Annotated in this window: 19 protein-coding genes; 16 read left to right on the forward strand and 3 right to left on the reverse strand. The window is 62.4% G+C overall.

What is annotated here, in order from left to right; translation table 11 throughout:
- Nucleotides 1-186: 186 nt before the first annotated feature.
- Nucleotides 187-1,740 carry a nitric oxide reductase transcriptional regulator NorR gene (gene norR, locus ACLEJW_RS00905; protein ID WP_440776858.1) on the reverse strand — a complete coding sequence of 518 codons (1,554 nt, stop codon included), beginning with the start codon at nucleotides 1,738-1,740 and terminating at the stop codon, nucleotides 187-189.
- A gap of 154 nt (nucleotides 1,741-1,894) precedes the next feature.
- Between norR and hmpA the strand changes: the two genes are divergently transcribed.
- The 12 genes from hmpA to ACLEJW_RS00965 all read left to right on the forward strand — a co-directional run bounded on the left by hmpA (nucleotide 1,895) and on the right by ACLEJW_RS00965 (nucleotide 13,550).
- Nucleotides 1,895-3,073, forward strand: a complete 1,179-nt coding sequence (gene hmpA, locus ACLEJW_RS00910; RefSeq protein WP_440776859.1) for an NO-inducible flavohemoprotein — start codon at nucleotides 1,895-1,897, stop codon at nucleotides 3,071-3,073.
- Nucleotides 3,074-3,385: 312 nt separating this feature from the next.
- Nucleotides 3,386-3,892 (forward strand): disulfide bond formation protein B, encoded by a 507-nt coding sequence (locus ACLEJW_RS00915; RefSeq protein ID WP_313302481.1) that lies wholly within the window; start codon nucleotides 3,386-3,388, stop codon nucleotides 3,890-3,892.
- Between the two features lie 559 nt (nucleotides 3,893-4,451).
- Nucleotides 4,452-5,396, forward strand: a complete 945-nt coding sequence (gene cyoA / locus ACLEJW_RS00920; RefSeq protein WP_145191948.1) for a ubiquinol oxidase subunit II — start codon at nucleotides 4,452-4,454, stop codon at nucleotides 5,394-5,396.
- Nucleotides 5,397-5,399: 3 nt separating this feature from the next.
- Nucleotides 5,400-7,418: a cytochrome o ubiquinol oxidase subunit I gene (gene cyoB, locus ACLEJW_RS00925; RefSeq protein WP_145191951.1), complete on the forward strand. Its 2,019-nt coding sequence runs from the start codon at nucleotides 5,400-5,402 to the stop codon at nucleotides 7,416-7,418.
- A 3-nt stretch (nucleotides 7,419-7,421) separates the two neighbouring features.
- A complete protein-coding gene (cyoC, locus tag ACLEJW_RS00930; protein ID WP_145191954.1) occupies nucleotides 7,422-8,045 on the forward strand; it encodes a cytochrome o ubiquinol oxidase subunit III in 624 nt (207 codons plus the stop codon).
- Nucleotides 8,045-8,377, forward strand: coding sequence for a cytochrome o ubiquinol oxidase subunit IV (cyoD, locus tag ACLEJW_RS00935; protein WP_145191957.1), 333 nt, complete (start codon nucleotides 8,045-8,047; stop codon nucleotides 8,375-8,377). The genes cyoC and cyoD overlap by 1 nt, the downstream gene beginning before the upstream one ends.
- 11 nt (nucleotides 8,378-8,388) lie before the next feature.
- Nucleotides 8,389-9,276, forward strand: coding sequence for a heme o synthase (gene cyoE / locus ACLEJW_RS00940; protein WP_313302486.1), 888 nt, complete (start codon nucleotides 8,389-8,391; stop codon nucleotides 9,274-9,276).
- A gap of 239 nt (nucleotides 9,277-9,515) precedes the next feature.
- The gene (gene alaC, locus ACLEJW_RS00945) at nucleotides 9,516-10,724 is read left to right on the forward strand and encodes an alanine transaminase (RefSeq protein WP_145191963.1); all 1,209 of its coding nucleotides are present in this window, start codon (nucleotides 9,516-9,518) and stop codon (nucleotides 10,722-10,724) included.
- Nucleotides 10,725-10,875: 151 nt separating this feature from the next.
- Nucleotides 10,876-11,259, forward strand: a complete 384-nt coding sequence (locus ACLEJW_RS00950) for a YkgJ family cysteine cluster protein (protein ID WP_313302490.1) — start codon at nucleotides 10,876-10,878, stop codon at nucleotides 11,257-11,259.
- Nucleotides 11,260-12,044: 785 nt separating this feature from the next.
- On the forward strand, nucleotides 12,045-12,608 hold the full coding sequence (locus tag ACLEJW_RS00955; protein ID WP_145185004.1) for a GNAT family N-acetyltransferase: 564 nt from the start codon (nucleotides 12,045-12,047) through the stop codon (nucleotides 12,606-12,608).
- A gap of 11 nt (nucleotides 12,609-12,619) precedes the next feature.
- Nucleotides 12,620-13,159 (forward strand): hypothetical protein, encoded by a 540-nt coding sequence (locus ACLEJW_RS00960; RefSeq protein ID WP_313456185.1) that lies wholly within the window; start codon nucleotides 12,620-12,622, stop codon nucleotides 13,157-13,159.
- A gap of 94 nt (nucleotides 13,160-13,253) precedes the next feature.
- The gene (locus ACLEJW_RS00965; RefSeq protein WP_313456183.1) at nucleotides 13,254-13,550 is read left to right on the forward strand and encodes a lysozyme inhibitor LprI family protein; all 297 of its coding nucleotides are present in this window, start codon (nucleotides 13,254-13,256) and stop codon (nucleotides 13,548-13,550) included.
- Nucleotides 13,551-13,594: 44 nt separating this feature from the next.
- On the opposite strand, the gene mnmH is transcribed toward ACLEJW_RS00965, so the two are convergent.
- Nucleotides 13,595-14,716, reverse strand: coding sequence for a tRNA 2-selenouridine(34) synthase MnmH (gene mnmH / locus ACLEJW_RS00970; protein WP_440776860.1), 1,122 nt, complete (start codon nucleotides 14,714-14,716; stop codon nucleotides 13,595-13,597).
- Complete coding sequence (gene selD, locus ACLEJW_RS00975) at nucleotides 14,716-15,750, reverse strand: selenide, water dikinase SelD (RefSeq protein WP_440776861.1); 1,035 nt, start codon at nucleotides 15,748-15,750, stop codon at nucleotides 14,716-14,718. Before selD ends, mnmH begins: the two co-directional genes overlap by 1 nt.
- A gap of 186 nt (nucleotides 15,751-15,936) precedes the next feature.
- Between selD and ACLEJW_RS00980 the strand changes: the two genes are divergently transcribed.
- Genes ACLEJW_RS00980 through phnE form a run of 4 tightly spaced genes read left to right on the forward strand, consistent with a single transcriptional unit; the run spans nucleotide 15,937 to nucleotide 19,170 of the window.
- On the forward strand, nucleotides 15,937-16,791 hold the full coding sequence (locus tag ACLEJW_RS00980; protein ID WP_313456165.1) for a putative selenate ABC transporter substrate-binding protein: 855 nt from the start codon (nucleotides 15,937-15,939) through the stop codon (nucleotides 16,789-16,791).
- Nucleotides 16,788-17,585, forward strand: a complete 798-nt coding sequence (locus tag ACLEJW_RS00985; RefSeq protein WP_313456163.1) for a phosphonate ABC transporter ATP-binding protein — start codon at nucleotides 16,788-16,790, stop codon at nucleotides 17,583-17,585. Before ACLEJW_RS00980 ends, ACLEJW_RS00985 begins: the two co-directional genes overlap by 4 nt.
- Nucleotides 17,579-18,406: a PhnE/PtxC family ABC transporter permease gene (locus ACLEJW_RS00990; protein ID WP_145185019.1), complete on the forward strand. Its 828-nt coding sequence runs from the start codon at nucleotides 17,579-17,581 to the stop codon at nucleotides 18,404-18,406. Before ACLEJW_RS00985 ends, ACLEJW_RS00990 begins: the two co-directional genes overlap by 7 nt.
- On the forward strand, nucleotides 18,403-19,170 hold the full coding sequence (gene phnE / locus ACLEJW_RS00995; RefSeq protein ID WP_145185022.1) for a phosphonate ABC transporter, permease protein PhnE: 768 nt from the start codon (nucleotides 18,403-18,405) through the stop codon (nucleotides 19,168-19,170). The genes ACLEJW_RS00990 and phnE overlap by 4 nt, the downstream gene beginning before the upstream one ends.
- Nucleotides 19,171-19,177 lie beyond the last annotated feature (7 nt).

The raw sequence follows: 19,177 nt of genomic DNA on the forward strand, positions 1-19,177 counted from the left end.
GCTCGACTTCGGCGATCCTTGACCCGTGCAACGCGCCAGGCATGACGCGGTGCGCAAGGCCGGCCAGGGTGATGGCCGTGTAACCGGAGATTAGGGAGATATAGCAGTCCAGAAAATCGCCACCAGATGGCTTTGGCGGTAGTCGTTTAGTTAATGAACTTAGGCCTTAGTCCTTTCGTAGAAGGGTCAGCGCAGCCCCAGACGACGAGCCAAACGGCTTAGATTGGCGCGGTCCAGACCCAGCTCGCGGGCTGCTGCCGACCAGCTGTGCTGGTGCCTTTGCAGGCACGCGGCAATCAACTGACGCTGATAATCGTCGAGGGCCTCGCGCAGGCCACCAGGCGGCAGTCGCTCAGGCACCTGCGGGCCTGACGCGGGTGCAGCAGGGGAGGGCGCTTGGGCCAGCTGCAGGTCCAGGTCGCTGGCTTCCAGGGTAAGGATGCGCGGGCGCTGCGGATGTCGACCCATGGCCTTGAGGGCAGAGCGGCCGATCAAGTGCTCCAGCTCGCGCACGTTGCCGGGCCAGTCGTAGGTCAGCAGTGCTGTCTGGGCCTCGCTGCTCAGGCGCAAGCTGTTCAAACCCAGCCGCGATCGATTCTGTTCGAGGAAAAAGCCTGCCAGCAGCAGCACATCCCGGCCTCGTTCACGCAGCGGCGGTACGTGCAGCGGGTAAACGCTCAGGCGGTGATAAAAATCGGCGCGGTAGTTGCCGGCACGTACTTCGGCAGAGAGGTCACGGTTGGTCGCGGCGATCAGGCGCACATCGACCCGGTGCTCGCGGTCCGACCCCAGGCGCTGCAGCTGACCGCTCTGCAACACGCGCAGCAGCTTGGCCTGCACGGTAAGTGGTAATTCGCCCACTTCGTCGAGAAACAGCGTGCCGCCGTTGGCCAGTTCGAATTTGCCGCGACGCTCGCCGTGGGCGCCTGTGAAGGCGCCGCGAACATGCCCGAACAGCTCGCTTTCAACCAGGGTGTCGGGCAGGGCGGCGCAATTCAAGCTGACCAAGGCCTTGTCGGCTCGGTTGCTGGCCTGGTGCAAGGCCATCGCCACCAGCTCCTTGCCGACGCCGGTTTCGCCGGTGATGAGCACCGTCAGGTCGCTGCTGCCGACCAGGCGGATTTCCTCGAGCAGGCGCTTGTGCGCAGGGCTTTGGCCAATCAATTGCCTGTCCAGGCCGCTGGCCTGTCGATACACCTCTGCACGGTGGCGTTCGTCTTCGGCGCGCAGCGCCAGATGCTCGATGCGCTCGGCCACGGTGACGGTGGCTGCCGCAAGGCTGGCGAACGCCTGCAAGGCATCGAGCTCCAGGCTCTGGAACTGCCCGGGCGTCAATGCGTCCAGGGTCAACAGGCCCCAGGGCCGTTCCTCGACCATCAACGGGCAACCCATGCAGTCGTGTACCTCGAGGGTCGCCTGCGGGGTATTGACCAGCCCGTCATACGGATCCGGCAGCTCCGAGTCGCTGGCGAAACGGGTTGGCTGCGGGTTGCTCAGCAGAATCTGAAAACGTGGATGTTCGCTGACCTTGAAGCGCCGACCCAGGGTATCGGGCGCCAGTCCGTCTACCGCCAGCGGTACCAGCCACTCGCCATCCAGGCGCAACAGTGCAGCGGCGTCGCAGGGTAGCAGGCTGCGCATGGCTTGCAGCAACCGGCGGTAGCGTTCCCGGTCGGGCAGGTCGCGCGACAGGTCGCTGACCAGTGGCAGAAGGGCAGTGAGCAGGGGCTTTGCAGTCATAAGGACTCCTTTTGGTCATAATGACTATACGCGCAGGCGGGTCAATTTGACATGTTTATGCCTAAAGCACTGATTTTGCTGAATAAAAAAGTTGGCATGAAAGCTGTAATCCCTAAGGCATTCATCTCAAGCCACTGGCTCAGGAGTTACCTGAATGCTCACCGCCGAACAACGCGCAATCATCAAAGCCACCGTGCCCCTGCTGGAAACGGGCGGCGAGGCACTGACCACGCATTTCTACAACATGATGCTCAGCGAGTATCCCGAAGTGCGCCCGCTGTTCAACCAGGCCCACCAGGCCAGTGGCGACCAGCCACGGGCATTGGCCAATGGCGTACTCATGTATGCGCGGCACATCGATCGCCTGGACCAGCTCGGTGGCCTGGTCGGTCAGATCATCAACAAACATGTCGCCTTGCAGATTCTGCCGGAACATTACCCCATCGTCGGCCGCTGCCTGCTGCGGGCCATCGAGGAGGTGCTGGGCACGGAAGTCGCCACCGCTGAAGTGGTGGCGGCCTGGGCTGCGGCGTATGGCCAGCTTGCCGACATCCTGATCGGCGCCGAGGAAAACCTCTACCAGCGCAAGCAAGAGGCGGTTGGCGGCTGGCGCGGGACGCGGGAGTTCCGCCTGGTGCGCCGCGAGCAGGAGAGCGACGAGATCACCTCGTTGTATTTCGCTCCGCTGGACGGCCAGGCGGTACTCGCCGCCGAGCCCGGCCAGTACATTGGCTTGCAGCTGTTCATCGACGGTGCCGAGCATCGGCGCAATTACTCGCTGTCGGCGCTGTGCGATGGTCGTCAATACCGCATCAGCGTCAAGCGCGAAGCCAATGGCAAGGTCTCCAATTATCTGCATGACCGGCTGGCGGTCGGCGACAGTCTGCAGCTGTTCCCGCCCTCAGGCGAGTTCACCCTGGCCGCCAGCGCCAAGCCGCTGGTACTGATCAGCGGTGGGGTAGGCATCACGCCGACCCTGGCGATGCTCGAAGCGGCGCTGCAGACCGAGCGTCCTGTGCACTTTATCCACTGTGCCCGTAATGCCGCCGTGCACGCCTTCAGCGATTGGGTGGATGGCCTGGCCGCACGCCATCCGCAGCTCAAGCGCTTCTATTGCTATGCCGAGCCAGACACAGCGAACCGCGCGCACGCCGTCGGTCAGCTGTCTGAAGCATTGCTGGAAGAATGGTTGCCGCGCGAGCGCGACGTCGATGTGTATTTCCTTGGGCCCAAAGGGTTCATGGCGTCCGTCAAACGCCAGTTGAAGAAGCTTGGTATCCCCGAGGTGCAAAGCCGTTACGAGTTCTTCGGGCCGGCCGCCGCACTGGAATGAGCCAGCAGCCGTCAGGTAATACTTCCTGCCTATATAAAAGGAAAGATGAAAGGCGCCTGTGCACCTTTCATCTTTAATCCTGGTTTAATCGCTGTATCCTTCACTCCCGGATGTCGAGGGCTGGTCCCTGCCTGACATTCGGGCAGCCCCTCGCTGGCCACCGTGGAACTATCTCGCGCTAGCCTGTCTTACTTCTCCGGATCTCGCGCAAGAAGGTCGTAACGGTTCCTCGACGCCTAGCACGCCGTGCCTGTGTAGAATCGCGCCAGGCAGGCGGGTCAAGCTGCCATCTACTCATCGAAGGAATCGGCAATGAACGAAGAATCATCGCGCCTGAACCGCGAACGGCGCTTTCTGGTGCTGCTGGGCGTCATCTGCCTGGCGCTGATCGGCGGCGCGCTGTACATGCAGGTGGTGCTCGGCGAGGCCCCGTGCCCGCTGTGTATCCTGCAACGCTACGCCTTGCTCTTTATCGCCCTGTTCGCCTTCATCGCCGCTGCCATGCCCGGACGCCGCAGCCTGACGCTGTTCGAAGGGCTGGTCGTGCTCAGCGCTGTCGGGGGAATCGTTGCAGCCGGCAACCATGTGTATATACTCGCCAACCCCATGGTCAGTTGCGGCATCGATACGTTGCAGCCGATCGTCGATGACCTGCCGCTGGCCAAGCTCTGGCCACTGGCCTTCCAGGTCGACGGCTTCTGCAGCACGCCCTACCCACCGGTGCTGGGGTTGTCGCTGGCGCAGTGGGCTTTGGTGGCCTTCGTGCTGACTGCCGTTCTGGTGCCGCTGGGCATCTACCGCAACCGGCGCCAGGGTTAGACCAAAGTCACGATTTCGCTGAGGTCTTTTGCGCCGGCTGTGAAGAGTAAAAAGTCGCCTCCCGCTTGATCTGGATCAACCTCAAGCCCTTGCAATAGAAGGCTTGCAGCGCTAGCAAGCGGGGTGCGACAAACTGTCGCGAAGTTGATTTTCCTCCCGTCATTGTTGCAGATCCTGTAAAAGACTGTTGCTCAATAAGTCATAGTCAAGGGTTTGCGACCTATCTACAATCGCCCCCAATTTCCGTTCGGCACTGCTTGCGAGTCGCAGGATTGAAGGAAGCCCCAGCGCTCCTTTTTGCTGACTTCGTCAAGTTTCGCCCAACGGCGAGACCGGGCGGACCCCCCTCCGCGTTTTCCCGCACCAAATGGACTTGGTCTGAAGTACAGGCCTGTTGCCTACGAAACCACACGCACCGCTAACCCGCTTGACGCCAAGGTCCTGCAGTCGGACCCCCGGCAGGAGCGAGTACGGGCGCGCAATGCCTCACTTGGCAGGACGAAGTGTTGGCTACCAAAACACAAATTGCATTGAAGCAAGCTGATCTAGAGGTCGTGAGATGAGTAAAAAGCGTTACCCCAGACTGTTTGGCATATTGCCCTTTTTAGGCATGCTTTTACTCAGTGGGTGCAACTGGACCCTGCTCGACCCGAAAGGTCAGGTCGGCATTGAGCAAAAGAACCTGATCCTGATCGCCACCGGCCTGATGCTGCTGGTGGTCATTCCGGTGATCATCATGACCGTGGCGTTCGCCTGGAAGTATCGCGCTTCCAACAAGGCTGCCACCTACACCCCCGACTGGTCGCACTCGACCAAGATCGAGGCTGCGGTGTGGATCATCCCGATCATCATCATCATTGCCCTGGGCTACGTCACCTACAAGTCGACCCACAAGCTGGACCCGTACCGTCCGCTGGATTCCGATGTGAAGCCGGTGCAGATCGACGTGGTCGCGCTGGACTGGAAATGGCTGTTCATCTATCCGGAGCAGGGCATTGCCACGGTCAACAAGATCGTCTTCCCGGCTAATACTCCGGTCAACTTCCGCGTGACCTCCGACGCCGTGATGAACTCGTTCTTCATCCCAGGCCTGGGCGGCCAGATCTACGCGATGGCGGGCATGACCACCAAGCTGCACCTGATCGCCAACGAAAATGGCGAGTTCGACGGTATCAGCGCCAACTACAGCGGTGCTGGCTTCACCGGCATGAAATTCAAGGCCACTGCCACCTCCCAGGAAGACTTCGACAAGTGGGTCGCCGAGGTCAAGCAGTCGCCGAAGAAGTTGGACAAGGCTACCTACGACGCCTTGGCCAAACCAAGCGAAAACAACCCAGTCGAGCTGTACAGCGAGGCTTCGCCTGACCAGTTCCAGCTCATCGTCGACAAGTACGAAGGCATGAACCGCGGTCGTCCGAGCCACGAAGAAGCAGGCAGCAAAGACCTGGCCACTACCAAGGGTGTGGAATCGACTATGCAACCAGCTGCCGGTGCAGAGGAGTAAGAGATGTTCGGTAAATTAACCCTGGAGGCGGTGCCCTTCCACGAGCCGATAGTCATGGTGACGCTCGCCATGATTGCGCTCGGGGGTATCGCTGTCGTTGGTGCTATCACCTATTTCCGCAAGTGGAGTTACTTGTGGACCGAGTGGTTGACCACCGTCGACCACAAGAAAATCGGGGTGATGTATATCGTCGTCGCGATGGTCATGCTGCTGCGCGGCTTTGCCGACGCGATCATGATGCGTACTCAGCTGGCGGTTGCTACCGGCGGCTCCGAAGGCTATCTGCCGCCTGAACACTATGACCAGATCTTCACCGCCCACGGTGTGATCATGATCATCTTCATGGCGATGCCGTTCTTCACCGGCCTGATGAACCTTGCGGTTCCGCTGCAGATCGGTGCACGTGACGTTGCCTTCCCGTTCCTGAACTCCCTGAGCTTCTACCTGCTGCTGGCAGGCGTGCTGCTGGTCAACATCTCGCTGGGCGTTGGTGAATTCGCCAAGACCGGCTGGGTTGCCTATCCGCCGCTCGCAGGCATTCAGTACAGCCCCGGAGTCGGTGTCGACTATTACATCTGGGCGCTACAGTTATCAGGCCTGGGTACGACACTGACCGGCGTCAACTTCCTCGTCACCGTGATGAAGATGCGCGCCCCTGGCATGAAGCTGATGGACATGCCGATCTTCACCTGGACCTGCACCTGGGCCAACGTGCTGATCGTGGCTTCGTTCCCGATCCTGACCGCTGCACTCGCGCTGCTGACCGTTGACCGTTATCTGGACTTCCACATTTTCACCAACGAGCTTGGTGGGAACCCGATGATGTACGTCAACCTGTTCTGGGCGTGGGGTCACCCTGAGGTTTACATCCTGATCCTGCCGGCCTTCGGCGTGTTCTCGGAAGTGACTTCGACGTTCTCTGGCAAGCGTCTGTTCGGCCACCACTCGATGATCTACGCATCGGGCGCCATCGCCGTGCTGGGCTTCGCCGTTTGGCTGCACCACTTCTTCACCATGGGTGCCGGCGCCAGCGTCAACACCTTCTTCGGCCTGGCGACGATGCTGATCTCCATTCCGACCGGTGTGAAGCTGTTCAACTGGCTGTTCACCATGTACCAGGGCCGCGTGCGCTTCACTGCGCCAATGCTGTGGACCCTGGGCTTCATGATCACCTTCTCCATCGGTGGCATGACTGGCGTCCTGCTGGCTGTACCTGGCGCTGACTTCGTGCTGCACAACAGCCTGTTCGTTATCGCTCACTTCCACAACGTGATCATCGGTGGTGCGGTATTCGGCTACATCGCCGGCTTCGCCTACTGGTGGCCAAAAGCGTTCGGCTTCAAGCTGAACGAGAAGTGGGGCAAGGCTGCGTTCTGGTTCTGGATCTCGGGCTTCTACGTGGCGTTCATGCCGCTGTACGCCTTGGGCTTCATGGGCATGACCCGTCGTCTGAACCACTCCGACAACCCGCTGTGGGAACCCTACCTGTACGTGGCCGTGGTCGGCGCCGTGCTGATCCTGTGCGGTATCGCTTGCCAGCTGATCCAGATCTTCGTCTCGATCCGCGATCGCGAGCAGAACCTGGACGTGACCGGCGACCCATGGGGCGGCCGTACCCTGGAGTGGTCGACTTCCTCGCCACCGCCGTTCTACAACTTCGCCCACATGCCAGAGAAAGTTGGCCTGGACTGCTGGAACGAAGCCAAGGAAGCCGGTGTTGCCTACAAGGTGCCTGGCAAGTACGAGCCGATCCACATGCCGAACAACACCGCTACCGGTCTGTTCATGGGTATGTTCCTGACCGTGTTCGGCTTCGCCTTCATCTGGCACATCTGGTGGCTGGTAGGCGCGAGCCTGTTGGCAACCATCGCAGTCTTCGTCCGCCACGCTGCACGTGACGACCAGGGCTACATGGTTCCAGCCGAAGAAGTTGCGCGCATCGAAGGCGAGCGTCTCAAAGCGCTGGCCAATGCAGGTGCTCTGCCTGCCGGCGCACGTGTCGAATCGTTTGAACGGGTGTAATCAATGTCCAGCCAAGTAATCCACGGTGGCGCGCATGGTCATGACCATGCTCACGATGACCACCACCACGACTCGGGTCAGATGACCGTATTCGGTTTCTGGCTGTACCTGATGACCGACTGCATCCTGTTTGCGTCGCTCTTCGCCACCTACGCGGTGCTGTCCGGCAGTTTTGCCGGCGGCCCGTCGGGTCACGACATCTTCCAGCTCGATTTCGTAGCGGTTGAAACGCTGTTCCTGCTGCTGTCCTCGATCACCTTCGGCTTCGCCATGCTGAAGATGTTCGATGGCAAGAAAGCAGGCGTACTGGGCTGGTTGGCCGTGACCTTCCTGTTCGGTGCAGGCTTCATCGCGATGGAAATCTACGAGTTCCATCACCTGATCGGCGAGGGCTTCGGCCCTCAGCGCAGTGGCTTCCTGTCGGGCTTCTTCGCCCTGGTAGGTACCCACGGTCTGCACGTGACCGCCGGCCTGATCTGGATGGCGATCATGATGTACCAGATCAACAAGCACGGCATCACGCCGACCGCCAAGACCCGCATGAGCTGCCTGAGCCTGTTCTGGCACTTCCTGGACGTGGTCTGGATCTGCGTATTCACCGTCGTCTACCTGCTGGGGGTTCTGTAATGGCTAACGCACACGACACTCATCACGAAGGCGGTCACGGTAGCGTTCGCTCGTACATGATCGGCTTCGTACTGTCGATCATCCTGACCGCGATTCCATTCGGCCTGGTGATGTTCCCGAGCCTGCCGAAGAACCTGACCGTTCTGATCGTTGTCGCCATGGCGGTGATCCAGGTAGTGGTACACCTGGTGTACTTCCTGCACATGGACCGCTCGAAAGAGCAACGTAACAACGTATCGACGTTCCTGTTCACCACCCTGGTGATCGCTCTGCTGGTCGGCCTGTCGCTGTGGATCATGTTCAGCATCCACTTCGAAATGATGGCCAAGTGAGGTAAGACTGCATGTCCGTTAAGCACTTTATCCAAATCACCAAACCGGGGATCATTTTCGGTAACGTGCTTTCCGTGGCAGGCGGCTTCTTCCTTGCCTCGAAGGGCCATGTGGACTTCGCCCTGTTCCTGGCGGTGGTGATCGGTACTTCGCTGGTGGTGGCGTCCGGATGCGTGTTCAACAACTGCATCGACCGTGACATCGACCACAAGATGGAGCGCACCAAGAACCGCGTCATGGTTCAGGGCGGCATGTCGCTGACCCTCGCGCTGGTCTACGCCACCCTGCTCGGGGTGGCGGGCTTCAGCTTGCTGTATGTCCAGGCCAACCCGCTGGCGGCGTACTGCGCATTGGCAGGTTTCATCGTCTATGTCGGTTTCTACAGCCTGTGGCTCAAGCGCAAGTCGGTCCACGGCACCTTGGTCGGTAGCCTGTCGGGGGCCATGCCTCCAGTGATCGGTTACTGCGCCGTGAGCAACAGCTTCGACATGGCGGCAGTGACCCTGCTGGTGATGTTCAGCCTGTGGCAGATGCCTCACAGCTTTGCCATCGCGATCTTCCGCTTCAAGGACTATAGCGCGGCCAATATCCCGGTCTTGCCGGTGGCCCGCGGCATCCTCGCGGCGAAGAAGCAGATCGTGCTGTACGTACTGGCCTTCGTCCTCGCTTGCGTGATGCTGACCCTGGGCGGCTATGCCGGCCTTGGTTACCTGGCGGTGGCCGCTGCCATGGGCCTGTACTGGCTGTACATGGCGTGGGGCGGCTACAAGGCTGAGGATGACAGCAAGTGGGCACGCAAGGTCTTCGGCTTCTCGATCCTCACCGTCATGGCCTTGAGCCTGATGATGGGCGTCGACAGCCAGACCGCTGCTGATGTGCTGATGACCTACGCGCGCTGATCGAGGCGGGTGCTTCACCCGAAAACCCGGCCTGGCGTCGGGTTTTTTTACGCCCGGAATTTAAGGGCTGCGCACAAAGCCTAAAAGTGCATTTTCAAAAATAAAGTCTGAAAAGCCGGGCTAAAACAGGAAATCATCCTTTACAGGGTGCTCATTTCGGCATTATCGTCTGAATCAGGCCGCCAAATCGGCCAGCGTCGCTCGGACGGTTCCGGGCGCTTACGTCTTCAGAGGTTTCCATGGCTAATCCAGGTTCGCCGCGCCGCTTCGCGCGTATCGATCGTCTGCCCCCTTACGTGTTCAACATCACTGCCGAGCTCAAGATGGCCGCACGCCGCCGTGGCGAGGACATCATCGACTTGAGCATGGGCAATCCCGATGGCGCGACTCCGGCGCATATCGTCGAGAAACTGGTGCAGGTCGCCCAGCGCGATGACACCCACGGTTACTCCACCTCCCGGGGCATCCCGCGCCTGCGGCGGGCCATCGCCAACTGGTACGAGCGACGCTACGAGGTCGATATCGACCCAGAGAGCGAGGCCATCGTCACCATCGGTTCGAAAGAGGGCCTTGCGCACCTGATGCTCGGCACCCTTGACCACGGCGACACCGTCCTGGTGCCCAACCCCAGTTATCCGATCCACATCTACGGCGCGGTGATCGCCGGCGCCCAGGTACGCTCCGTGCCCCTGGTGCCAGGCGTGGACTTCTTCAACGAGCTGGAGCGGGCGATACGCGAGTCGATCCCCAAGCCGAAGATGATGATTCTCGGGTTCCCGTCGAACCCTACCGCCCAGTGCGTGGAGCTGGACTTCTTCGAACGCGTGGTGGCCCTGGCCAAGCAGTACGACGTGCTGGTGGTGCACGACCTGGCCTATGCCGATATCGTCTACGACGGCTGGAAGGCCCCGTCGATCATGCAGGTTCCGGGCGCCAAGGACATTGCGGTTGAGTTCTTCACCCTGTCCAAGAGCTACAACATGGCCGGCTGGCGGATCGGCTTCATGGTCGGCAACCCCGAGCTGGTCAGCGCTCTGGCGCGGATCAAGAGTTACCACGACTACGGCACCTTCACGCCATTGCAGGTGGCAGCCATCGCCGCCCTCGAAGGCGATCAGCAGTGCGTGCGCGACATCGCCGAGCAGTACCGGCAGCGCCGTAACCTGCTGGTCAAGGGGCTGCACGAGCTGGGCTGGATGGTCGAGAACCCCAAGGCGTCAATGTACGTGTGGGCGAAGATTCCGGAGCAGTACGCACACTTGGGCTCGCTCGAGTTCTCCAAGAAGTTGCTGGCCGATGCCAAGGTCTGTGTGTCGCCGGGCATCGGTTTTGGTGATTACGGGGACGACCATGTGCGCTTCGCCCTCATCGAGAACCAGGACCGCATTCGCCAGGCGATACGTGGAATTCGTCAGATGTTCCGGGCCGATGGTCTGACTCAAAAGTAACGCGTTTCCCGGGCCCGCCTTGGCGGGCCCGGGCTTGCCGGATCAATGGCAAACTATTTTTGCGTTACCCCTCTTCTCAGCCGACCTGGCTTCGATTACAAATGGCGCGCGGGCCCAGCCCCGATAACAACAACCTTCCCTCCGTGCCATCATGTCCGAATATAACCCTTGCCTTGACTGCGGCGCCTGCTGCGGGTACTTCCGTGTGTCGTTCTTCTGGGGCGAATGCCAGTCTGCCGGCGGCCTTGTGCCGGATGGCTTGGTGGTACAGATCAACCCCACCCGCGTTGCCATGATCGGCACCGACGCCAAGCCTTGCCGCTGCGTGAGCTTGCAAGGCGAGATCGGTACCGAGGTGGCGTGCACCATCTACGCCAACCGTTCCAGCCCGTGCCGTGAGTTCGAGGCATCGTGGGAGGGTGGGGTGCATAATCCCAGCTGTGATGATGCGCGGGCGGCCTATGGGCTGCCGCCGCTGACTCCGCCGGGGGCCAACGAGCCGCATTGGCCGGATGATGGAGCGGAGGTGGCCTGAGCCATTTTCGTTGGCCTGTGCCGGCCCTTTCGCGGGCACGCCCGCTCCCAGTTGCAGTGCTCTTGAGATCGAGCGCCGCGCGCGCGGCGCATCGCGAGCTGCGCTCGCTCCTACGTTTGTTTCGGGCCCGTGACGCCTGTGACAGAAGCGCGCGACCGCCTTGTTGGTACGACGCGATATCGCGCCATGCGCCAAGGCCCCCGCGCGCTAATCCCTCAGGAATAATTGGCCCGAAACAAACGTAGGAGCGAGCGCAGCTCGCGATGCGCCGCGCGGGCGGCGCTCGATATCCGCCCCACCCCAACCCCTAAGACATACATGTGTTTCGCGCCAATTTCACCCAGGGGATTTGTGCGCATACGCCCTGGCGCCTGGCGCGATATCGCGTCGTACCCCAAGGCGGTCGCGCGCTTCCGCCACAGGCGTCACCGGCCCGAAACAAACGTAGGAGCGAGCGCAGCTCGCGATGCGCCGCGCGGGCGGCGCTCGATATCCGCCCCACCCCAACCCCTAAGACATACATGTGTTTCGGGCCAATTTAACCCGGGGAATTAGCGCGCGTACGCCCTGGCGCCTGGCGCGATATCGCGTCGTACCCCAAGGCGGTCGCGCGCTTCCGTCACAGGCGTCACTGGCCCGAAACAAACGTAGGAGCGAGCGCAGCTCGCGATGCGCCGCGCGGGCGGCGCTCGATATCCGCCCCACCACAACCCCCAAGACATACACCCGCAGCCCCCACATCACGTTAAACTGTCATCTCCCCAGCAATGGACAGGAGATCCGGCGTGACCCCACCCCGCAGTTTTCCGACTGACCTCTGCCTCGACAGCCCACGCCTGCAACTGCGGCCGATGCGCCACGCCGACGCCGCGCAATGGCTGACGATCATGGCCGACCCCGAGGTCATGCGTTACTGGCACCATGCCCCCTGGCAAAACCTGGCCGAAGCCGAAAGCGCCCTGGCCGCCGACCGCGAGGCCTACACCAACGGCGACCAGCTCAAGCTCGGCATGTACCGCCGCGACAACGGCGAATTGATCGGCATGGTCCAGCTGTTCAACATCGACGAAATCTCGCGCCGTGGCGAAATCGGCTACTGCCTGGCCAGCGCCGTGCAGGGCAGGGGCTACATGGACGAAGCGCTGACCTGCTTCATCGACTACATCGCCCACACCCTGCACATGCGCCGCCTCGAAGGCGAGATCGACCCACGCAACCAGGGCTCGGCGCGTACCTTGGAACGTCAGGGCTTCGTACTCGAAGGCACGCTGCGGGCGCGTTGGTGCGTGGCTGGCGAGCTGACCGACTCGGGTATCTATGGCCTGCTGCTGGAACCTCCCGTCGCATGAGCGTATCCCGCCTGCCTGGGTTCTACCTTACGCTTAGCCTTGCTCTGTACCTGCTTAGCCTAGCCTTCGACGGCGCCCTGATGAGCGCCGGCCGACACATGCCCGCCCTGCAGATGTTCCTGTACGGCCCCTGGGGCATTCCCTTCGGGATGCTCCAGTGGTTCGCCAATCCACTTTTGGCGGTAGCGATCCTTTGCCATCGGCGCTTTCGTCGGTTGGCGCTGCTGCTTGGGTTGGGCGCGTTGTACCTGGCCGCTAGCAGCTTTGCCATCGAGCGCCTGCCGAACAACATCAGCTACGAGTTCACCGATCGTACGGGCTTCGGTGCAGGTTTCTACCTGTGGTTGACGGCGATCGCCCTATTTTGCGCAGGCCAGGCGTGGCAGTGCTGGAAGGCGCGCAGTCGCGACGACGTTCCGGGTTGGAATTGGCTGGATGTCGCCTTGATCGCGGCGCTGGCAGCGACCGCTTACGCCGCCACGCAGATGCCAGCTATACAATTCGAACCGGGTAGGGTGTTGATGCCCTCGGCGCCCATCCAAACGTTGTGAGGAGTGTGCCGTGACTAGGACACTATTTGCATTGCTGGCTGTCATCGCGCCGCTGGCACAGGCCGATGACCAATCATCGTCTTACCGCGAGTGCATGGACAACGCCTCCAGCACGCTGGCCATGAGCAGTTGCGTCCAGGCCGAGACCCGACTTCAGGACCAACGCCTGAACCGGGCCTACAAGCAACTCACCAGCACACTCGAATCAGGGCCGAAGAAGAGCTTGCGCGATGTGCAGCGGCAATGGATCGCCTACCGCGACGCCAACTGCGCATTCCATGTAAAGGCCAGTGGCGGCAGTATGGCGCAGTTGGAAGGCGGGATGTGCATGATGAACATGACCCGCGAGCGTGCGGCGGAGCTGGAGCGGGTGCTCAGCCCCGGGCAGTGATCTGCGCCGAAGCGGCTATGGGTTTACGTGGTTTACGCCAGCGCTCAGATTGACGGCGATTTTGCTTCGCGTTGGGCGCGGGCCTTGAGGTATTCGCGCACCTCCACGCCATCCCCGGCGAACTCGATTCGCTCAGCCTTGGCATCGCGCTGATACGCGTACATCGGGTCGTAGTATTCCTTGAGCAGCCCTTCGATCCAGCCCCGGTGCAGGTCTACCGCGCCGGAGCGCAATTGCTCATCCAGGGCCTGGTTGAGCAGCGCTGACAGCCGCTGATAACGCTCACCGCCCAGACGTTTGTGAATGTTGCTCATGCTTTGCGTCATGCGTGCGGCAAAGCGCAGGCGCCCGTCCTGCGGGCCATGCACGTCGATGAATTCGGCGCTGAGGTTGATCACGTAATCACGCAAGATGCGCTCGACCCGGTTGTCGAAGCTGTCTTCCAGCCATACCAACGGATAGTGCTGCATGCCCTGATACAGCTCCAGCGGCACGGTACAGCTGCCGACAATGCGCCCTTCGTCTTCCAGCACGAACTGGTCGATGCCGCGGGCGCGCTTTTTCAGCAGATCGATGGCCAGCTTGTTCTCGAAGTCGATCTGCGCCGGCTGTGCAGTGGCGCGTTTGCCGAAGCTGGAGCCTCGATGGTTGGCGTGACCTTCAAGATCAAGCACGTTGCTCAGTTGGTGCAGCACGTCGGTCTTGCCGGTGCCGGTCAGGCCCCCGACGAGCACGAAATCACACTGCGCGACGGCCTGCTGGGTGGTTTCCAGCAGGAACGTGCGCATGGCCTTGTAGCCGCCTTTGATGCGCGGATAGTCGATGCCCGCCTCATCGCGCAACCACTGCTGCACAATCAGCGAGCGCAGCCCGCCGCGGGCGCAGTACAGGTAACCTTCGGGGTGCGCCTTGGCGAAACTGGCCCAGGCATGCAGGCGCTCGCGTTTGGTCGCGCCGCTGACCAGCTGGTGGCCGAGGGTGATCGCCGCGGCTTGCCCTTGCTGCTTGTAGCAGGTGCCGACCTTTTGCCGCTCAATGTCGGTCATCAACGGCAGGTTGACGGTGCCAGGGAAGGCGCCTTTGGCGAATTCCACTGGCGCGCGCATGTCCATCAGCGGCGTGTCGGCGAGAAACAGCTGGCGAAACTCGGTGCAGTCGTGGCGCATCAATGCACCTCGACCGCGTGACGCTGTCGCTCGACCAATTGGCCGATGGGCGACAGCTGCAAGCCAAGTTCGGCAGCCACGGCAAGGAATTCGGCGTCACCCTGTTCGCTGACTGCCACCAGCAGACCACCGCTGGTCTGCGGGTCGCACAACAGGTGTTTCTGCTCGTCGCTCAGCGCGCCGAGCTTGTGCCCATAGCTGTCGAAATTGCGCAGCGTGCCACCAGGGATGCAACCTTCGGCCAGGTAGTGCTCGACGCTCGGCAGGCGCGGCACGGCAGCGTAGTCCAGTTGAGCGGTAAGCCCACTGCCTTCGGCGAGTTCTACCAAGTGACCCAGCAAACCGAAGCCGGTCACGTCGGTCATCGCCTTGACCCCGTCGAGTTTGCCGAAACGGCTGCCGGGCGTGTTCAAGGTGCACATCCAGTCGCGCGCCAGGCCCTGGTCCTGCTCGCGCAGCTTGGCCTTTTTCTCGGCAGTGGTGAGAATGCCGATGCCCAGCGGCTTGGTCAGGTACAGGCGGCAGCCTGCGGTTGCCGTGTCGTTGCGCTTGAGGTGGCGCTTGCTCACCACGCCGGTCACTGCCAGGCCAAAGATCGGCTCGGGGGCGTCGATGGAGTGGCCGCCGGCCAAGGGGATGCCGGCCTCGGCGCACACCGCCCGGCCGCCCCGGATCACCTCACGGGCAACCTCTGGCGGCAGGACATTGACCGGCCAACCGAGAATGGCGATGGCCATCAACGGATCGCCGCCCATGGCATAGATGTCGCTGATCGCATTGGTCGCGGCGATGCGCCCGAAATCGTACGGATCATCCACGATCGGCATGAAGAAGTCGGTGGTCGAGACCACGCCGCGTTCGTCGTCCAGGGCGTACACCGCGGCATCGTCACGCGAGGCGTTGCCGACCCACAGTTTCGGGTCCAGAGCCTGGGTACCGCTTTCGGCCAGGATGACGTCCAGCACCTTGGGGGAAATCTTGCAGCCACAGCCGGCGCCGTGGCTGTACTGGGTCAGGCGAATCGGCTCGCTCATGGATACCTCGGCAGGTCAATTTGTTGCGCGATTGTAGCAAAGCTGGCCTTTGCGCCTGCGCCTCTTATAATTCCCCGCAGTTGCTAGCGGTAAGTGACAAGCTGCAAGCCGCAAGTCGAAGCATCGCCCATTGTCATTCTTGTAGCTTGAAGCGCATCGCTTGAAGCTGCTCCATGGAGAAGCCCCATGCTCAAACGTCCTCTGGCGCTTGCCGCCGGCCTTGTGCTGTCGTGCTGTGCGGTTGTCGCGCAGGCTGCCGATACCTTGCGCGTCAGCGCCATTCCCGACGAAGCGCCGACCGAACTGCTGCGCAAGTTCGAGCCGCTGGGCAAGTACCTGTCCGAGCAGTTGGGCATGCAAGTGAAGTTCGTGCCGGTGGCCGACTACCCGGCAGTGGTCGAGTCGCTGGCCAGCAATCGCCTCGACATGGCCTGGCTGGGCGGCTTCACCTTCGTCCAGGTCCACCTCAAGGACCCGACTGCCACGCCGCTGGTGCAGCGCGAGCAGGATGCGCAGTTCACCTCCAAGTTCATCACCGCCGACCCGGCCGTCACTAGCTTGGCCGACCTCAAGGGCAAGTCGTTCGCCTTCGGTTCGATCTCATCCACCTCTGGCAGCTTGATGCCGCGTTATTTCATGCTCAAGCAGGACAACATCAAGCCAGAAAGCTATTTCAGCCGCGTGGCCTACTCTGGCGCCCACGATGCCACCGTGGCCTGGGTCCAGGCCGGCAAGGTCGATGCCGGTGTACTCAACGCCAGTGTCTGGCAGAAGCTGGTCGATGCCGGCAAGGTCGACACCAGCAAGGTCAAGGTATTTGCCACTACCCCGACCTACTTCGACTACAACTGGACCGTGCGCGGCAACATGGACCCGGCGCTCAAGGACAAGATCAAGCAGGCGTTCCTCAGCCTCGACCCGGCCAACCCGCAGCACAAGGCGATTCTTGACCTGCAAGCCGCCAGCCGCTTCATCGAAACCGAGCCTGAGAACTACCTCGGCACCGAGCAAGCCGCGCGCGAGGCCGGCTTGCTCAAGTGACTATCGAGCTACAGGGCGCCGGCCTGCGCCATGGCCAGGTGCGCGCGCTGGACGCCATCAGCTTGCGCATTGGCCAAGGCGAACGCGTGGCCATCATCGGCCCGTCGGGGGCTGGCAAGTCCAGCCTGTTGCAGCTGATGGCCACCGCGCTCAAACCCAGCAATGGGCAGCTGCAGGTGCTCGGTGAGCAGCCCTGGGCCCTGTCTGCCGCAGCCCGCCAGCGCCTGCGTACGCACATCGGCCTGGTTCATCAGGCGCCGCCTTTGCCGCCGCGCCAGCGCGTGGTGACTGCGGTGTTGGCGGGCCGCCTGGGGCAGTGGGGCACCTTGCGCGGCTTGCTCAATCTGCTTTGGCCCACCGATGTGCCCGGGGCACGCCAGGTGCTTGCCGAACTGGGCCTGGCTGACAAGCTGTTCGTGCAGTGCGGGCAGCTCTCCGGTGGCCAATTGCAGCGGGTCGGTATTGCCCGGGCGCTGTATCAACGGCCGCAGGTGCTGCTGACCGACGAGCCAGTTTCGGCGATGGATCCGGTGCTGGCCGAACACAGCCTGGCGCTGCTCAATCGGCATGCGCTGGCCCACAACGTTACGCTGGTGGCCAGTCTGCATGCGGTGGACTTGGCGCTGGCCCATTTTCCCCGTGTGATCGGTATCCGCGATGGCCAGGTCGCCTTCGACTGCGCGGCCGAGGCGGTCAGCGAGCCGTTGCTGCAGGCGCTGTATGCCAATGAACATCTGGCTTCGCCCATCGCGCCCGAGGGCGCGGCGCTGACGGTACAGATCCCGCGATGCTGAAAACCGATGCGCGCGATCCAGCCAGCGTGCCCCGGCTGTTGCTGACCCTGTTGGCGATTGCTGTGCTGTGGCCCGGCTTGCACCTGAGCGAACTGAACCCTGGCGTGCTGGTGCAAGCGGACAACCGTCAGCAGATCGCCAGCTTCACCCGCGGCTTCTGGCCGCCGGCGCACAGCGGTGAATTCCTCCAACTGCTCTACGCATCCACCTTGCAGACCCTCGCCGTGGCCACTGCCGGCATGGCGCTGGCGTTGTTGCTGGCGATTCCCGCCAGCCTGCTGGCCAGCCGCGCGCTGTCGTTGCGCGCCGCTAGCGACGGCGGTCGCGCTGGCGCCTGGTCGCGCCTGCTGCGCCTGCCGGTGCGCGGTATGCTGATCTTTCTGCGCAGCGTGCCGGAGATCGTCTGGGCACTGTTGTTCGTGCGCGCCGTGGGCTTGGGGCCGACCGCCGGCGTGCTGGCCATCGCCATCACCTACAGCGGCATGCTTGGCAAGGTCTACGCCGAGATCTTCGAGTCGGTCGATCAACGCCCCGCACATGCCCTGCTGCAGGCGGGCAGCGGTCGGTTGACGGCGTTTTTCTACGGCATCTTGCCCAGCGCAGCGGCCGAGGTGGTGTCCTACAGCGTGTACCGCTGGGAATGTGCCGTGCGCGCCTCGGTGGTGATGGGCTTCGTCGGTGCTGGCGGGCTTGGCCAGCAGATTGATCTGTCCATGCGCATGTTCGCCGGGGGCGAGGTGGCCAGCATGCTGCTGGCGTTCCTGGTGCTGGTGATGCTGGCCGATCTGCTCAGCCGCTTCCTGCGCGGGAGGCTGGCATGAATCGGCTGATCAATGCAGCCGTGCTGCTGGGCATCCTGGCGGCGGTGCTGGCGTCATTCAGCTACCTCGAGTTGGACTGGCATGCCGTGATCGGTGACGGCGGGCTCGGGCAGATGGGCGAATACGCTGCGCGCTTCCTGCAGCCGGACCTGTCCGTCGAGCACCTGCAGGCGGTGGGCCGCGGCGCCGTGGAAACGCTGGCCATGTCCGGCATGGGCACCTTGCTGGCGATGCTCCTGGGCCTGCTGTTGGCGTTGCCGGCGGCGGGGCGTTTCGGTTGGCCGCTGCAGTCGCTGGCGCGCTTGCTGCTCAACGCCTTGCGGGCGATCCCGGAACTGGTGTGGGCGGCGCTGACAGTATTGGCGGCGGGCCTGGGACCAAATGCCGGCACCCTGGCGCTGGCGCTGCACACTGCCGGGGTGCTGGGGCGCCTGTTTGCCGAAGCGCTGGAAAACGCACCCGAAGCACCCGCTGCGGCGATCCGCCTGCAGGGTGGCGGGCAAGTCGCGGCGTTCTGCTTCGGAACCCTGCCGAACCTGTGGCCGCAGCTGCTCGCCTACAGCCTGTACCGCTGGGAGAACAATATCCGTATGGCCAGCGTGCTGGGCTTCGTCGGCGCGGGCGGCCTGGGGCAGCTGCTCTACACCACACTGAGCCTGTTCCAGGAGGCGCAGGCCAGCACGGTAATCATCGCCATGCTGGTGCTGGTCTTGCTGGTGGATGCCTGTAGCGACGTGCTGCGCCAGCGCTACGTGCGGGCTTGATCGACCC

It is taken from the genome of Pseudomonas sp. SMSB3 (assembly GCF_052041965.1).
Classification (GTDB): domain Bacteria; phylum Pseudomonadota; class Gammaproteobacteria; order Pseudomonadales; family Pseudomonadaceae; genus Aquipseudomonas.

Bases quoted from the DNA above. Each gene is read 5' to 3' on its own strand.
- norR (WP_440776858.1), bottom strand. From the start codon at position 1,740: ATGACTGCAAAGCCCCTGCTCACTGCCCTTCTGCCACTGGTCAGCGAC.
- hmpA (WP_440776859.1), top strand. From the start codon at position 1,895: ATGCTCACCGCCGAACAACGCGCAATCATCAAAGCCACCGTGCCCCTG.
- ACLEJW_RS00915 (WP_313302481.1), top strand. From the start codon at position 3,386: ATGAACGAAGAATCATCGCGCCTGAACCGCGAACGGCGCTTTCTGGTG.
- cyoA (WP_145191948.1), top strand. From the start codon at position 4,452: ATGAGTAAAAAGCGTTACCCCAGACTGTTTGGCATATTGCCCTTTTTA.
- cyoB (WP_145191951.1), top strand. From the start codon at position 5,400: ATGTTCGGTAAATTAACCCTGGAGGCGGTGCCCTTCCACGAGCCGATA.
- cyoC (WP_145191954.1), top strand. From the start codon at position 7,422: ATGTCCAGCCAAGTAATCCACGGTGGCGCGCATGGTCATGACCATGCT.
- cyoD (WP_145191957.1), top strand. From the start codon at position 8,045: ATGGCTAACGCACACGACACTCATCACGAAGGCGGTCACGGTAGCGTT.
- cyoE (WP_313302486.1), top strand. From the start codon at position 8,389: ATGTCCGTTAAGCACTTTATCCAAATCACCAAACCGGGGATCATTTTC.
- alaC (WP_145191963.1), top strand. From the start codon at position 9,516: ATGGCTAATCCAGGTTCGCCGCGCCGCTTCGCGCGTATCGATCGTCTG.
- ACLEJW_RS00950 (WP_313302490.1), top strand. From the start codon at position 10,876: ATGTCCGAATATAACCCTTGCCTTGACTGCGGCGCCTGCTGCGGGTAC.
- ACLEJW_RS00965 (WP_313456183.1), top strand. From the start codon at position 13,254: ATGGACAACGCCTCCAGCACGCTGGCCATGAGCAGTTGCGTCCAGGCC.
- mnmH (WP_440776860.1), bottom strand. From the start codon at position 14,716: ATGCGCCACGACTGCACCGAGTTTCGCCAGCTGTTTCTCGCCGACACG.
- selD (WP_440776861.1), bottom strand. From the start codon at position 15,750: ATGAGCGAGCCGATTCGCCTGACCCAGTACAGCCACGGCGCCGGCTGT.
- ACLEJW_RS00980 (WP_313456165.1), top strand. From the start codon at position 15,937: ATGCTCAAACGTCCTCTGGCGCTTGCCGCCGGCCTTGTGCTGTCGTGC.
- ACLEJW_RS00990 (WP_145185019.1), top strand. From the start codon at position 17,579: ATGCTGAAAACCGATGCGCGCGATCCAGCCAGCGTGCCCCGGCTGTTG.
- phnE (WP_145185022.1), top strand. From the start codon at position 18,403: ATGAATCGGCTGATCAATGCAGCCGTGCTGCTGGGCATCCTGGCGGCG.